Genomic DNA, 14,777 nt, shown 5'->3' with positions numbered 1-14,777 from the left:
TGCTCCTTTGGACTCAAGCGCCCGGCTGCGCCGCGGCTTGATCCATGGCCTTGATGGCGCAAATGGCCAGCTCGGGATCGAGTTTGCGGATCGGACCCAGCTCGTGGACCTGTTCCGTGAACTTGGTCACCACCATCTGCCAACGCGCCCCTTCCGAGGCCGAAACCCACGTGTAATGGAACCGCTTCGGGTCGATGCCGAGAACGGGCAGGAAGCGCGACAGCACTTCCAGGCGCCGCCTGGCGAAGAAGTTGCCCTCAGCATAATGGCAATCATTGGGGTGACAGCCGGAGACAAGCACGCCGTCAGCCCCGCCCAAAAACGCTTTCAAAGCGAACAGAGGGTCCATTCGTCCGGTGCAGGGCATGCGGAGGATGCGCAAGTCCGTGGGCTGGGTGAAACGGCCCACACCCGCGGAGTCCGCTCCGCCGTAGGAGCACCAGTTGCACAGAAACCCGATTATTCGCAGCTCTCGACCGACCACGCCCGACATAAGGCCTCCACTTCAGCCAATAACTGATCGTCTTTGGAATGTTCGAGCTGAATGGCGCTCTGGGGGCAGGTGACGCCGCAAATGCCGCACCCCTGGCACACTGTCTCGATAACCTCGGCCTTTTTCTCGCCGTTCCTCAGGGTCACTTCCTTAATGGCCTGGAACGGGCACACCTTGATGCACTTGCCGCAGCCGATGCACCGGGACTGGTTGACCACCGAAACCTGCGGATCGGATTCGAGCATGTCCTTGGAGAGCAGCACCATGGCCTTGGCCGCGGCGGCGCTTCCCTGGGCGACGGATTCCGGGATGTCCTTGGGGCCCTGGCACACGCCTGCCAGGAACACGCCGGCGGTGTTGGTCTCCATGGGACGCAGTTTCGGGTGGCCTTCCACGAAGAAGCCGTAGTGATCGTAGGAGATGCGCAGCTTCTCGGCCAGGTTCGAAGCGCCGGTGGCGGCCTGGATGCCGGCGGCCAGGACCACGAGGTCGGCCTCGACTTCCACCTGCTGACCCATCAAGGTATCGGCGGAACGCACGATGAGCTTGTCGCCCATGGGATAGATCTTGCTCACGCGACCGCGGATGTAGTTGACTCCGTACTCTTCCTGGGCCCGGCGGATGAATTCCTCATAGGCCTTTTTGGGAGCGCGGATGTCGATGTAGAACACGTACTGCTTGGAATCCGGGATGTGATCCTTGGTCAGGATGGCCTGCTTGGCCTGGTACATGCAGCAGAAGTTCGAGCAGTACGGCCGGTCCTTGGAGGGATCGCGCGATCCCACGCAGGAGATGAACACCACGGTCTTGGGCTCGCGGCCGTCGGAGGGACGCTTCACGTGGCCCTGGGTGGGGCCGGAAGCGTTCAGCAGACGCTCGTACTGCAGCGAGGTGATGACGTCTTTGTACTTGCCCGCGCCGTATTCCTCGTACTTGGTCACGTCGAAGAGGGAGTAGCCGGTGGCGGCGACGATGGCGCCCACGTTGAAGGTCTCGATCCGGTCTTCCATCTTGTAGTCGATGGCGCCGGCCGGGCAGATCTTCGCGCACACGCCGCATTTGCCCTTCTTGAACTGGATGCAGTACTCGGGATTGATGACGGCCACCTTGGGGATGGCCTGGGGGAACGGGATGTTGATGGCCGTTGTGGGAGCCACGAACTCGTTGAAGCGGTCCGGGGTCTTTTTGCTCGGGCACTTCTCGGTGCACAGGCCGCAGCCGGTGCATTTGGTGAAGTCGACGTACGAGGCCTTGCGTTTCACCGAGATGGTGAAGTTGCCCACGTAGCCGGTGACGGCTTCCACTTCGGAGTAGGGCACCAGGGTGATGAGCGGGTGCTGGGACACGTCCACCATCTTGGGGCCGAGCACGCACGACGAGCAGTCCACGGTGGGGAACGTCTTGTCGAGCTTGGCCATGACGCCGCCGATGGAGGATTCGCGCTCCACCAGGACGACTTCCAGGCCGGCGTCGGCGCAGTCGAGGGCGGCCTGAATGCCGGCCACGCCGCCGCCGATCACCATGACCCTGCGGGTCACCGGGAAGCTCTTGCGCAAAAGCGGGCGGTCGCGAACCAGCTTGGCCGCCGCCATGCGCACCAAGTCGGTGGCCTTGCGGGTGTTGAGGTCGGTGTCGAGGCCGATCCAGGAGACGTGCTCGCGGATGTTGGCCATTTCAAACATGTAGGGGTTGAGCCCGGCTTTGGCCACCGCCTTGCGGAAGGTGTTCTCGTGCATGCGGGGCGAACAGGAGGCCACCACCACGCCGTCGAGTTTGTGTTCGACTATGGCTTGCTGGATGCCGCGCTGTCCGGGCTCGGAGCAGGTGTATACGTCATGGGTTGCATAGACGACATCGGGGAAATTCGCGGCGGCCTTCGCCACTTCATCCACCTTTACCCTGGCCGCGATGTTTGAGCCGCAGTGGCAGACGAACACGCCTATGCGCACGGCGATGACTCCTTGCGAGTAGTCGGGGCTTCCTGTCCGATCTTCGCCAGCGCGGCATCGGGGGAGACGCACAGCTTGCTAAGGCCGAGTTCGGACGCGGACAGGCCGAGAGCCAAGCCCACGAGTTGAGAGAAGTAGATGACCGGCAGCGTGTTGACCTGCCCGGTGACGGCCTGGATCTGGTTGCGGCGCATGTCGAGGTTGACCTGGCACAAGGGACAGGCCACCACGATGGCGTCGGCGCCGGACAGGCTCGCCAGCTCGAGGATCCTTCCGGAAAGGGGCGGCAGGACCTCGCCCTTGGGCACGGCCATGGAGGCGCCGCAGCATTCGGTCTTGAACGGGAAGTCCAACACCTTGGCGCCGCAGGCGGCCATGATCTTGTCCATGGACTGCGGGTTCTCTTCGGAATCGAAGGCCATGAGCTTGTTGGGCCTGGTGGTCAGGCAGCCGTAGTAGCACACCACGGAAAGGCCCTTGAGCGGATTGCGCACGGCTTTGGCCACGGCGTCGGGACCGACGTCCTCGTACACGACCTGAAGGAAGGTCTTGGTGGCCACGCCGCCGCCGTAGGGCTCGTCGAGAAGGTTGTTGGTCTTCTCGGCGAATTCGGGGTTGCCCATTTTGTGGTCCGCGGCGCGCAGGTTGGCCACACAGCTGGGACAGGGGGAGGTGACTTGTTTCTGGCCCATCTTCTGGGCCTGGACCAGATTCCTGGCCGACAAGGCAGCGCTCAGCTTCGAATCGATGTTGTGCGCCGGGGTGGACCCGCAGCAGGTCCAGTCGTCGATCTCAATGAGTTCGATTCCCAGGGGACCGCTGATGGCCTTGACCGACTGGCCGAACTCCACGCTGGATCCCTCTTGGGAGCAGCCCGGGTAGTAGGCGTAGCTGACAACAGGGGCATTCATCGTTTTTGCTCCTCCTGGAAGCGCTCCACGATGCGGGCGACGGCTTTGGCGCCTTCAACCCTCGGGGGCATGAAGTGCAGCTTCCCCTTGGAGAGCGCGATGGGCGCAAGATCGGTGCCCGAAAGCAGGTGACGCGAACCGAGATTGTAGCGCGTCATGAGCTCGATCTCGTACATGCGTCCCCAACGCTTCAGGGTGGCCAGAAAGGCGTCGGCGAAGATCCGGGGATCGGGTTCGCTGGCCTTTTGCTCGCTCAAGGCCATGTGGCGAAGGGCTTCCATGATGGCGGAAGGCTCGATGCCGGCCGGGCAGCGCGCAGTGCAGGTGTGGCACGAGGCGCAGAGCCAGACGGACCGGCTCGACAGGAGCGCCTTGCGGTCTCCTTCGCGGGCCAGACGCATGACCTGGTTGACCGAGATGTCGTACAGGAAGTTCATCGGACAACCGGCGGTGCATTTGCCGCACTGTAAACAACGGGATACATCGGTTCCCGTCCGGCGTTCGAGCTCTTCCATCAGACCCGGGTCGGCCTCTTTGCCGAGGGTGATGGTTTCCATGCAGTTCTCCTCAAACCTAAACCGATCACGACTAGTGTTTGCAACGTCAATAACCAAACGAGACGCACAAAAGCTGTAGCGCTCCGACAAAACAGGCTGGTTGCGCCGGCTAGCTTCGGTTATTGGAAAAAAGCGAGACAGGCCGCCTCGCCCTGGCCGCTTCTCGAGAGGCGGACAGTGGCCTCTGCCGGTTCCGGGGAAGAATTCCCGGGAAAGTGGTGGAACGCTCCAAACTCACCAACGAAGGAGCAATCCTCCGCTGCCGGGTAAAAATTTTAGTAGGATAATTATAAAAAGGCAATCCCCATCGGCTTTGTCTGCTCTTCGTATCAGGAGCTTCCTTTTCGAGGGGAGCTGTGAACCCATCGGCATCGCTAGGTTTTCTTTTCTCGGGGAAAACGGGGGGAAGGTGAAAAAAATCCCAAGCACCGTTCGGCGAGGTCCGAAGGCGCTCGGGGTTCTCCTTCCGTATGTTGAGCCGAAAGCCCGGCGTACGCACCTGGCGGCTCTTGGGCGGGCCCATGTCTCAAGGCCGCGTGAATCCGCGCGGCCGGTCGATCGTCTCCCTGGGGCTGCGTAGCCGGTCGACCGTCTGCCGTCGATGAGAAGCTGGGGTGAGAGCGAAAGGAAAAATAGTGCTTGACCAAGGTTCGTTTGGCGACTATCGCGAAGTCAACAAATAACCCTTAATAATTATTGCCATGGAAACAACAGAATTTCAACCTTTCAATTTGATGATGACCCCCGGTTACAGACTGGGACGAACCTTTTTGCGGCTGAAGAACGGTCTTCGTAAGGAATTTTTGGCCCATGGAGTGGACGTTACCCCGGATCAATGGGGCGTGCTCTCCCTGGCCGGCGAACAGGAGGGGCTCACCCAGAGTGAATTGGGGGAAAACCTTCTCAAGGACAAGGCCTCCATCACCCGCATTCTCGACAGGCTCGAAGCCAAGGGCTTGCTCGTGCGCCGAACCGACGGCAACGACCGGAGGACCTTTCGCATCTTCCTCACGCCGGAGGGCAGGTCGTTGCGCGAGCAGCTGATCCCCATCTCCAAGGCCTACGCCCGGCAGTGTTACCGGCACATCACCACGACCGACATCGATTTTTTGCAGGCCATTTTGGAAAAAATAAACGAAGGCATCGAATAGACTTCGCGGCCATTAAAGACGCACGGCATGCTCAACACGTTGAAAAAACGAGTCGCGAGCGCCGACCCGTCCAGCGGGGCCGACGCGGGAAAGCGTCGCATTCTGTTGGGTGGAGCGGCGCTTTTTTTCGTGCTTTTGGCGGGATACTGGTTCTATACCCACGGCAAGGTGGAGACGGACGACGCCTTTGTGGACGGTCACAGTCACACCATTACCCCGCGTGTGGCCGGCTACGTGACCAATGTGGCCGTGGAGGACAATCAGCAGGTGAAAAAAGGCGACCTGCTGGTCGAGCTCGATCCCACCGATCTCACCGTGGCCCTGGCCCAGGCCCGGGCCGACTTGGCTTCCGCCCAGGCTCAACTGGCCGCCCTTGAACTCGGCGTGCCCTTGGAGGTCAGCCAGACCTCCTCGCGGGTGGATTCGGCCCAGGCCCAGTTGGAAAGCCAACTGCGCAGCCTGGAGCAGGTGCGCAAGCAGGAGGACGCGGCTCGCGAAGACGTGGTTCGCGCCAAGGCCCAGTTCGACCAGGCGGAGCTTGATCTGGCCCGATACAAGGCTCTGGGGGCCAAGTCCGTGATCGCCCAGTCCGATCTGGACAACGCGCGCACCCGACAAAAGACCGCGCGCGCCGACGCCCAGGCCGCCAAGGCCAAGCTGGCCGGGCTCGGGCATCAGCGCGAAGCCGTGCTCGCCGAGGTGGACAGGCTCAAGGCCGAGATTCGCCTGGCCCGAACCGGGATGGACAACGCCGTCATCAAGGAAAAGCAGGCCCAGGCCCAGCGCGCCCTGGTGACCCTTGCCGAACAGCGGGTGCGCCAGGCCGAGCTCAACCTTTCCTATACGCGCATTCTCGCCCCGGCGGACGGCCGGGTCACCAAACGGCGGGTGGAAGCCGGACTCATGGCCGCGGCCGGACAACCCCTCATGGCCGTGGTTCCTCTGGACCCGGGGGAACTGTGGATCACGGCCAATTACAAGGAAACCCAACTGCACGGGGTCAAGCCCGGGCAACGGGCCGAGGTGCGTGTGGACGCCTATCCGGGCCGCACCTTCACCGGCAGGGTGGATTCCATAATGGCCGGCACGGGAGCGGCGTTTTCCCTTTTCCCTCCCGAAAACGCCACGGGCAATTACGTCAAGGTGGTGCAGCGCGTGCCGGTGAAGATCGTGCTTGATCCGGGGCAGGACATTCCCGAACTGCGCCTGGGCATGAGTGCGATTCCGGTGATTTTCACTCGCTAGCGCCGCGTCCGCGAAACGCATGCCGATGGAACACCGCCAGGTCAACAAGTGGCTGGTGACGCTCAGCGTCATGGTGCCCACCCTGCTGGAAATCCTGGACACCAGCATCGCCAACGTGGCCCTGGCCCATATCCAGGGCAGCCTTTCCGCCGGCCAGGACGAAGCCACCTGGGTGCTCACCTCGTATCTGGTGTCCAATGCGGTGGTCATTCCCATGAGCGGCTGGCTGGCCAAGCTGCTCGGCCGCAAGAACTATCTCATGCTTTCCGTGACGGTGTTCACCGTGGCGTCCATGCTGTGCGGCATGGCCGTGTCGCTGCCCATGCTCATTGTCTTCCGGGTGGTGCAAGGCATCGGCGGCGGCGGGCTTCAGCCCATGAGCCAGGCTATTTTGCTCGAAACCTTTCCCCCTCGGCAGCGGGGGGTGGCCATGGCCATCTTCGCCATGGGAGCGGTGCTGGGGCCCATTCTTGGTCCGCTTCTGGGCGGATACATCACGGACAACTATTCCTGGCGCTGGATCTTCTACATCAACATCCCCTTGGGACTGGTGGCCCTGGGAATGATCTGGGGCAACGTGTTCGACCCTCCCGACATGGCCAGGCACCAACAGGGCGAACGCATCGACACCATGGGGCTGGTCCTGCTCACCGTTGGGCTGGGCTGCCTTCAGGTGGTGCTGGACAAGGGACAGCAGGAGGACTGGTTCGGCTCCACGTATATCAGCGTGTTGGCGATACTCGCGATTTCCAGCCTGGTGACCTTCGTGGTCTGGGAGCTCTACGAGAAGAATCCGATTGTGGATTTGCGCATCTTCAAGGACCGTAGCTTCGCGGCGGGCAATGCGGTGATGTTTTTCGGGTTTTTCGCCTTTTTCGGCTCCATTGTTCTCTTGCCCATGTACCTGCAAAGTCTCATGGGCTACACGGCCTTCCTGGCCGGCGTGGTGCTTGGGCCGGGCGGACTCATCATGTTGGCCATTTTGCCCATGGTGGGCAAGCTCACGGAAAAGATCGACGCGCGGTTCCTGCTCCTGACGGGACTGTGCATCAGCGCCTATTCCCTGCGTTCCATGGCCGGCTTCACCCTGGACATCGATCTCAACACCGCCATCATGGCCAGAAACGTCCAGGCCATCGGCATCGCCTTTTTCTTCGTACCGCTTTCCTTTCTCACCATGGCCTACGTGCCCAGGCCGAGCATGAACAACGCCTCGGCCATCTTCAACCTGCTCAGAAACCTGGGCGGCTCCTGCGGGGTGGCCTTCATCACCACGCTTCTGGCCAGGCGGGCCCAGTTCCACCAGTTCCGCCTGGTGGAGAACCTGAGCCCGTACGATCCGGGCTACGCCCTGACGTATCAGCAGCTCAAGGCTTATTTCACTTACACCCTGGGCGCGTTCGCCCAGACCGGAAACATGGCCGATGCCACAATCGCCAGGGAGTTGGTGCTGCAAGCCACCACCAACGCCTTTCTCGATGTGTTCAACGCCCAGGCCATGATGTTTCTGGGGCTTTGCGCGGTGATGTGGATCATTCGCCGGCCCGAACATGGGGGCAAGGAAGAAACGGGCGGCCAGTAGCCGCGCGAGAAACTGGGGACGCTGCGGCGGCGAGGGCGTGTCACCTCGGCGGGCCTGGCGGCTCGGTTCGACCGGGCGTTTCGGGAGGCGCGTTCGTATTCGGGGGGCGCGTTTCATTCTCCGCAGGGTTTTCGGGACGCACCAGGGCAACGATTGCCGCGAGCCCGGCCAGGAACAGACCCGCGACAAGCAGAACGTCCCACTGGCGCGCGCCCTGAAAGCCCAGAAGGGCCACTCCCGGCAGAAAGGCTCCCAGTACCGTTCTCGTTCCGGCCTCGAAGACCAGGGCAAGGAGTCCGGCCATCAGAAATACGACCCCGATCCAGGGCAGGGCGTCCGCCAATGGTTCCATGGCGCCCAGGATACGTGTCGCGAAGGGGACGGTCATGGAAAATTTTTTTGGCGCGTTTGCAATTTCTTGTTGACAGGAAGATTCGGCAGGCATAACTACTGTCTTCCCAACGACGCGGGGTGGAGCAGACCGGCAGCTCATCGGGCTCATAACCCGAAGATCGTGGGTTCAAATCCCACCCCCGCAACCAAAAAAAAGATGAGGGTCTGTGGACAATGTTCACAGACCCTTTTCTTGTTGGTTTCCTCCCTCAATATTGCGCAAGACTGAATACATACGATGCGATACAAATGCTAGGCATGGCGTCTGAGGTTTTGTTTTGCGAACGCGCTCTCATGCATTTTCTAAAACCACTGCCGAATGATATGCTGTTTCCTGGTGTAATCCTCGTCCCGAATGGAAAAAAGCGTCCACGAGCATGGAAAAATAGGATATCCCCTTTGTTTTTCCATCAATTCGTGATAGTATGAAAAAAAGAGCAAACTGAAAGCGTATGAAAGTCGTCAACATAGCCGAAGTCGGGCCGGGCGCGGTCTTGGCGCAGGATGTATTCGGACACAATGGGCGCCTGCTGGCGCGCAAGGGAACGACACTCGACGGCAACCATCTTCGGGTCTTTTCCATGTGGGGCGTCACGGACGTCCCGGTGTCCGAGGCCGGGGCGGCCCCCGACGCGGGGGTTGCCCTGGACCCCCAATACCTGGAGCAGGCCTGCCGACTCGCGGACGCCTTTTGGGCCTTTGACGAGCCTTCGGCCGCATCCGGCGGGGAGATGCGCGGGCAGTGTCTTGAACATCTGGCCGAACGCCTTTCGAAGGGATGGACTCCGCCGGACCCGGAGGTGTTGTGTCGTCTCGTCCCGGAGGCGCTTCCGGCCCCGCCCCTCGAGCAGTTGATCTCTGCGGAAAGGCGGCTGTGCACCCTGCCGGACGTCTATTTCAAGATTCAGGACGCGCTCAACGATCCCACCTGCACGTCGGCCCGCCTGACGGACGTCATCTCCAAGGACATGGCCATGAGCGCCAAATTGCTCCGGCTGGTGAACAGTCCCGCTTTTTCCGGCGGACGCCAGGTGGACACCCTGAGCCGCGGGGTTTTGGTCCTGGGCGCCAAGGAGATCAGCCAACTGGCGCTGAGCATAACGGTCCTCTCCCAGTTCAAGAGCCCCCTGGCCGAGCCGGTGCGCGTGGTCGACTTCTGGACCCACAGCCTGGTCTGCGGCATCTTTGCCGGACTTTTGGCCGTGCGCGCCAAACGGCGCGATCAGGAACGGTTTTTCGTGGCCGGCGTTCTGCACGACATCGGCAGGCTCGTCATGCTGCAGGTGGCCCCGGACCAGGCCGTGCGGTCGATTCGCTTGGCCCTGGCCTCGCGAAGGCCGCTCTACGAGGCCGAGCGCAAGGTGTTCGGCTACGATCATACCCAGGTCGCCGCCCGCCTGCTGGAGGCGTGGCGCATCCCCGACTCCCTGGCGGAGTTGGTGACCGGCCATCATCCGAAACCGGGCGAACCGCTCGGCGACGCGGCGTTCATCAACATGGCGGACGCCTTGACCGTCGCCCTGCAATACGGGTCCAGCGGCCAGTATGTGGGGTTTGGCCCGGCTCCGGGCGTCTGGGAGTACCTGGGATTGACCCAGGGGACGCTTCGCGCCCTGATCCTGCAGATGCGGCGACAAATGGAAAACATCATGCCGATCTTTTTCGGGAGCTGAATGCGCGAAGCCGAGACCATTACCTTTCTGCAAAAGCAGGTCGAGAGCCTGGAACGGGAAAGAATGCAGGCTCTGGAAGCGTTGGAGTTGGCGTCCTCCCTGGGCAACTTCGAGAGTTCGTACTTCCAGCAGGAGGACGTCGGCATCATCACGGCGGAAATTTGCCGCCGGGCCAACCTCATGGTGGAATTCGCCAGTTCGGGAGTCTATCTGTTCACCCCCGAAACCAACGACCTCGGGGCCGCGCACTACGACGACCCGGCCCAGGCAGGCGAACTCGACGCCGAGGTGGAAGCCCTTATCGGCGATTATTCGTTTTCATACGCCATGCAGGTGGAGCGCCCGTGTTTTTTCCTGACCCGGAACAAGTCCGCCTGGACCCTGTTGCACGTGCTCGCTACGCCGGCGCGCATCCGGGCCATGTTCGTGGGGGTGCTCAAGGCGGACAAGAACGATATCCCCGACACGACCCTGAGCCTGTTCACCGTGGTCATGATGGCCGGGGCCAACGCCCTGGAAAGCTTTGAGCTCAACAAGCGTTTCCGAGAGCATCGCCAGGAGCTGGAGCGCACCATCGAAGCCCGCACCAAGAGCCTGCACGAGACCAATCGGCAGCTCGAAACCATCGTCAACAACATTCACGCCGGCGTGATGCTCGTGGACGCGCAACGCCACACGATCCTGGACATCAACCCGGCGGCCTTGAAAATGCTGGGCATAGAACGCGAGACGGTCATCGGTCATCTTTGTCATCGCTTCGTGTGTCCGGCGCAGGAACACTGCTGCCCGGTGACGGACCTGGGACAGGTGGTGGACAACGCCGAACGCGTGCTCATCAACAGCTCCGGCGAGGAAGTCCCGATCCTCAAGACCGTGACCCGCATCCAGATGGAAGATCGGGAGTGTCTGCTCGAAGTCTTCATGGACATGACCGAACAGAAAAAGGTCGAATATCTCAAGGCGGACATCGAACGCATGACCCGTCACGACCTGAAGACGCCGCTCAACGGCATCATCGGACTGCCGGACATCATTCTCGAATGCGTTCCCCCCGACGACGAGGTCCGGGAGATGCTTCAGGCCATCAAGGACTCGGGCCTGAAGATGCTCAAGCTCATCAACATGTCGTTGGACATGTACAAGATGGAGACGGGAAAATACCTGTACTCCCCGGTGGAAATGAACGCCTTGTCCGTGGTGCGCGCTCTGGTTCGGGAGTTCGAGTCCCTGGCCAAGCCGCGCAACAAGCGGTTCGAGATCCTTCTCGACGGCGCGCCGGCCGCGCCTGGCGACCGGTTCGCGCTACAGGCCGAGGAAATGCTTCTGTACTCCCTGCTGGGCAATCTCATGAAAAACGCCGTCGAGGCCTCTCCGCCGGACAGCGTCGTGCGCGTGGAGCTTACCAGCGGCGAGACGCCCAAAATCGCCGTGAGCAACCGGGGGGCCATCGACCCGAAGGTGAAGGCCAGTCTCTTCAAGAAATACGCGACCTCCAAGAAAGAAGGCACCGGACTCGGCCTCTATTCGGTGCAACTCATCGTCTGCACCATGGGCGCCCGGATCACGCTCCTGGAAGACGAGCCGGACGTGGTGCGCTTCGAGATCGTCTTTCCGTCCTCATTGAGCGCCGGGGGGCCCGCCTGTTCGCTGCTGGCCTAGCAGCCTGCCGACAATTTCCGCTGGCCGCGCCCGCTTCACGAACGTCAGACCTCGACGGATGCGCGTCCGTCCGGGGCGACAAAAAAAGGCGCGCCCTGTGTCGGCGCGCCTCGTTGCGGTCGGTGAAAGCTTTTTCGATCAGAAGTCCAGGTGATAGGAGGCCACATAGGCCTCGATGCGCTTGCGGGCCTCGCCCAGGCGATTTTTGAGGTCGTCTTTGTACCGGGCGATGTCCAGGGCCTTGGTGGCGACGCCGGTGTCCATGGCGGCCTGGGCCACGGCCGGGGCTTCCCATTCCAGGAGGCGGTAGTCCAGGGCCTTGGGAATCACGTAGTCGATGCCGAAGGTCGCGCTCTTTTCGCCGTACATGTCCAGCACGTCGGTGGGCACGGGCTGCTTGGCCAGGTCGGCGATGGCCTTGGCCGCGGCCAGTTTCATGTCTTCGTTGATCATGCGCGAGCCGGCGTCCAGGGCCCCCCTGAATATGAAGGGAAAACCCGACACGTTGTTGATCTGATTGGGAAAGTCGGAGCGTCCGGTGCCCATGATGGCGTCGGGGCGGGCCGCCTTGGCGTCGGCGTAGGTGATTTCCGGGTCCGGGTTGGCCATGGCGAAAATGATGGGATTTTTGCCCATGGATTTCACCATGTCCTGGCTGACCAGGCCCTTGGTGGAAAGGCCCAAGAACACGTCCGCGCCCTGGAACGCCTCGGCCAGGTTGGCGTATTCCTTTTTCTGGGCGTCGGCGGAATATTGCTTGGTGGGATGGAGTCCCTTGCGGCTCTTGTTCAGGTGGCCCTTGGAGTCGAAAATGGCGATGTTTTCGCGGGGCACGCCCAAGAGTTCGTAGAAGCGGGTGCACGCCGTGGCCGAAGCGCCCGCGCCCGAAACCACCACGCGCAGGTCTTCCATGCGCTTGCCGGCGATTTCCGCCGCGTTGAGAATGCCCGCGCCCGAAATGATGGCCGTGCCGTGTTGGTCGTCGTGGAACACGGGGATGTTCATTTCCCGGATGAGCGTCTGTTCGATCTCGAAGCATTCCGGGGCCTTGATGTCTTCGAGATTGACGCCGCCAAAGGTGGGCTCCAGCCACTTGACGCACTGGATGACTTCGGCCGGGGTCATGGCGGAAATGTTGATGTCGTAGACGTCGATGTCGGCGAAGATCTTGAAGAGAACGCCCTTGCCTTCCATGACCGGCTTGCCGGCCAGGGGGCCGATGTTGCCCAGGCCCAGCACGGCCGTGCCGTTGGACACCACGGCCACGAGGTTGCCCTTGTTGGTGTAGTCGAACACCTTCCGGGGGTCGGCGGCGATTTCCAGGCAGGGTTGGGCCACGCCCGGCGAATAGGCCATGGAAAGGTCTTTGGCGTTGCGGCAGGGTTTGACCGGAACGGTTTCGAGCTTGCCGGTGCGCCACGCGCAATGGTAACGCAAGGCCTCCTCTCTGGTGAAAAGCGCCATGATGACCTCCACAGGAAACGGGGATAGCTGAGAAAATTCGGCAAAAGGTGCATCTAGTCCAGCCCACCCCAGAACGCAAGAGCCCCGGAAGGATTTATGTCCCAGCCCGCACGTGTCCGAGAGGGCCGCACCCTGGTGGTCAACCTGGCCCGCCTGGGCGATCAGTTGCAGGCCCAGCCGGTCTTTACGTCCCTCAAGGGGGATGGCGAGAGCACCGGGCTGGTCTGCCTGGAGAATTTTCAGGGAGCGGCCGGTCTCATGCGCGACGTGGACGCCGTGTACGGCGCGCCGGGAGCCCGGTTTCTGGCCGAACTTCATCAGGCCTGGCCCAGGGCTCTGGGCTCGTTTCTGGAGTGGGCCGGTCGGGTGCGAAGCGAGTTTCGTCCCGCCAGGGTGATCAACCTGACTCCCTCCCTCACCGGGCGGCTCCTGGCCAAGGCCCTGGGGCCGGAAGGCGCGCTGGGTTTCGGCCTGGACGCCTTCGGTTTCGGGACCTACTCCACGCCTTGGGCGGCCATGCTGGAAGCGTCGTCCGAGAACAGGGGGGCAAGCCCGTTCAATCTGGTGGACCTCTTCTGGAAGACCGCCCATCGCCCGGACGGCCCGCGTTCGTTTCGTCTTGCCCCGCCGGGAAGGGAAAGCCTGGATGCGGCCCGGGCCCTGGTCGCCTCCACCGATCCGCCCGAGCATTCGGGGCTGGTGGGCTTTCAATTGGGGGCGAGCGCGGCCAGGCGACAGTGGCCGGTGGAGTCCTTCGTCGCCCTGGGCGAGGCCCTGTGGAAGAACCGGTCCCTTTTGCCGGTCCTTCTGGGCGGACCGGACGAGGTTCATCTTGCCGAACGCTATCGGGCGCTCAGCCCTTGTCCCTGCGCGGACCTTGTGGGGCGCACCACGCTGAACGAACTGGCGGCCCAAGTGTCTCGGCTTCGCCTGCTCGTGACCAACGACACCGGCACCATGCATCTGGCCGCCGGGGTGGGCGCGCCCGTGCTGGCCATCTTTCTGTCCACGGCCCAGCCCGTGGACACCGGCCCCTACCAGGCCGGGTCGTGTTGCCTGGAACCGGACATGGACTGCCACCCCTGTCCGTTCGGCCAGCCCTGTCCCCGCAACGAGTCTTGTCGCCAGGCCGTGACCGCGCGGGCCGTGCGGACCCTGGCCGAAGGCTTTCTCGATTCCGGACGTTGGCCCGAACTTGTCGGTCAGGGCGTGCGCGTCTGGGAATTGGCGCCGGACGAGCGACATTTCATGATCCTGCGTTCCCTGTCCGGCCACGGCGGCACGGACCGCGCCGTATGGACCGGACTGCAACGCCTGGCCTGGCGACGTTTCCTTGACGGCCTTCCCCCGGACGCGGAGGGACGCGGACCGTTTCCCCTGTCCGAAGGGTTCCGATCTCCCCTGCTTTCGGCCCTGGAACCGGCCAGGGCCCTGCTGGGGGTGTTGCAGGCCCAGGCCCAGGCGGTTCGAACCACGGGCAACAAGGGCATGCGCACCAAGTTTCTGGTCACCTGGCAGCGGGTGGACGGATTTTTCGCGGCGCAGCCGGCTCTTTCGGCTCTTTCCCACCTGTGGCGGCACCTTTCCCAGGCCCAGGGCGATGATTTGGAACACTTCCAGCAATTTGCCTCCCGGGTTGACGACCTGCTCGCCTTTTTGACCTCGCGGCTTGCCGGGCAGGGTTGATAAGGCTTGGCATG

The 14,777-nt window shown here is 62.4% G+C and carries 12 protein-coding genes and 1 tRNA gene; 7 read left to right on the top strand and 6 right to left on the bottom strand.

Annotation, left to right across the window (positions count from 1 at the left end; genetic code table 11):
* Positions 1-13: 13 nt before the first annotated feature.
* The 4 genes from ACYQ01_RS18135 to ACYQ01_RS18120 are packed head-to-tail and all read right to left on the bottom strand — an operon-like array spanning position 14 to position 3,910.
* Positions 14-493 carry a hydrogenase iron-sulfur subunit gene (locus tag ACYQ01_RS18135; protein WP_459935223.1) on the bottom strand — a complete coding sequence of 160 codons (480 nt, stop codon included), beginning with the start codon at positions 491-493 and terminating at the stop codon, positions 14-16.
* Complete coding sequence (locus ACYQ01_RS18130; RefSeq protein ID WP_459935222.1) at positions 460-2,442, bottom strand: 4Fe-4S binding protein; 1,983 nt, start codon at positions 2,440-2,442, stop codon at positions 460-462. Before ACYQ01_RS18130 ends, ACYQ01_RS18135 begins: the two co-directional genes overlap by 34 nt.
* Positions 2,433-3,353 (bottom strand): CoB--CoM heterodisulfide reductase iron-sulfur subunit B family protein, encoded by a 921-nt coding sequence (locus ACYQ01_RS18125; RefSeq protein ID WP_459935221.1) that lies wholly within the window; start codon positions 3,351-3,353, stop codon positions 2,433-2,435. Before ACYQ01_RS18125 ends, ACYQ01_RS18130 begins: the two co-directional genes overlap by 10 nt.
* A complete protein-coding gene (locus ACYQ01_RS18120) occupies positions 3,350-3,910 on the bottom strand; it encodes a 4Fe-4S dicluster domain-containing protein (protein WP_459935220.1) in 561 nt (186 codons plus the stop codon). The genes ACYQ01_RS18125 and ACYQ01_RS18120 overlap by 4 nt, the downstream gene beginning before the upstream one ends.
* A 770-nt stretch (positions 3,911-4,680) precedes the next feature.
* On the opposite strand from ACYQ01_RS18120, the gene ACYQ01_RS18115 reads away from it, so the two are divergent.
* Genes ACYQ01_RS18115 through ACYQ01_RS18105 form a run of 3 tightly spaced genes read left to right on the top strand, consistent with a single transcriptional unit; the run spans position 4,681 to position 7,888 of the window.
* Positions 4,681-5,061 (top strand): MarR family winged helix-turn-helix transcriptional regulator, encoded by a 381-nt coding sequence (locus tag ACYQ01_RS18115; RefSeq protein ID WP_459935219.1) that lies wholly within the window; start codon positions 4,681-4,683, stop codon positions 5,059-5,061.
* A 27-nt stretch (positions 5,062-5,088) separates the two neighbouring features.
* Entirely contained in the window at positions 5,089-6,306 is a 1,218-nt protein-coding gene (locus ACYQ01_RS18110) for an HlyD family secretion protein (RefSeq protein ID WP_459935218.1), read from the top strand.
* 25 nt (positions 6,307-6,331) lie between these two features.
* Positions 6,332-7,888 (top strand): DHA2 family efflux MFS transporter permease subunit, encoded by a 1,557-nt coding sequence (locus tag ACYQ01_RS18105; protein WP_459935447.1) that lies wholly within the window; start codon positions 6,332-6,334, stop codon positions 7,886-7,888.
* Between the two features lie 40 nt (positions 7,889-7,928).
* Here ACYQ01_RS18105 and ACYQ01_RS18100 read toward each other — a convergent pair whose 3' ends face one another.
* A complete protein-coding gene (locus tag ACYQ01_RS18100) occupies positions 7,929-8,276 on the bottom strand; it encodes a hypothetical protein (protein ID WP_459935217.1) in 348 nt (115 codons plus the stop codon).
* A gap of 77 nt (positions 8,277-8,353) precedes the next feature.
* Between ACYQ01_RS18100 and ACYQ01_RS18095 the strand changes: the two genes are divergently transcribed.
* The 3 genes from ACYQ01_RS18095 to ACYQ01_RS18085 all read left to right on the top strand — a co-directional run bounded on the left by ACYQ01_RS18095 (position 8,354) and on the right by ACYQ01_RS18085 (position 11,613).
* Positions 8,354-8,430, top strand: a tRNA-Met gene (locus ACYQ01_RS18095).
* Between the two features lie 303 nt (positions 8,431-8,733).
* The gene (locus ACYQ01_RS18090) at positions 8,734-9,954 is read left to right on the top strand and encodes an HDOD domain-containing protein (protein ID WP_459935216.1); all 1,221 of its coding nucleotides are present in this window, start codon (positions 8,734-8,736) and stop codon (positions 9,952-9,954) included.
* Complete coding sequence (locus tag ACYQ01_RS18085; protein WP_459935215.1) at positions 9,955-11,613, top strand: sensor histidine kinase; 1,659 nt, start codon at positions 9,955-9,957, stop codon at positions 11,611-11,613.
* 138 nt (positions 11,614-11,751) lie between these two features.
* On the opposite strand, the gene ACYQ01_RS18080 is transcribed toward ACYQ01_RS18085, so the two are convergent.
* Positions 11,752-13,077, bottom strand: a complete 1,326-nt coding sequence (locus ACYQ01_RS18080) for a malic enzyme-like NAD(P)-binding protein (RefSeq protein WP_459935214.1) — start codon at positions 13,075-13,077, stop codon at positions 11,752-11,754.
* A 96-nt stretch (positions 13,078-13,173) separates the two neighbouring features.
* Between ACYQ01_RS18080 and ACYQ01_RS18075 the strand changes: the two genes are divergently transcribed.
* Positions 13,174-14,763 (top strand): glycosyltransferase family 9 protein, encoded by a 1,590-nt coding sequence (locus ACYQ01_RS18075; RefSeq protein ID WP_459935213.1) that lies wholly within the window; start codon positions 13,174-13,176, stop codon positions 14,761-14,763.
* Positions 14,764-14,777 lie beyond the last annotated feature (14 nt).

Source organism: Fundidesulfovibrio butyratiphilus (genome assembly GCF_054657235.1).
This window is presented reverse-complemented; position numbering and strand designations above follow the sequence as displayed.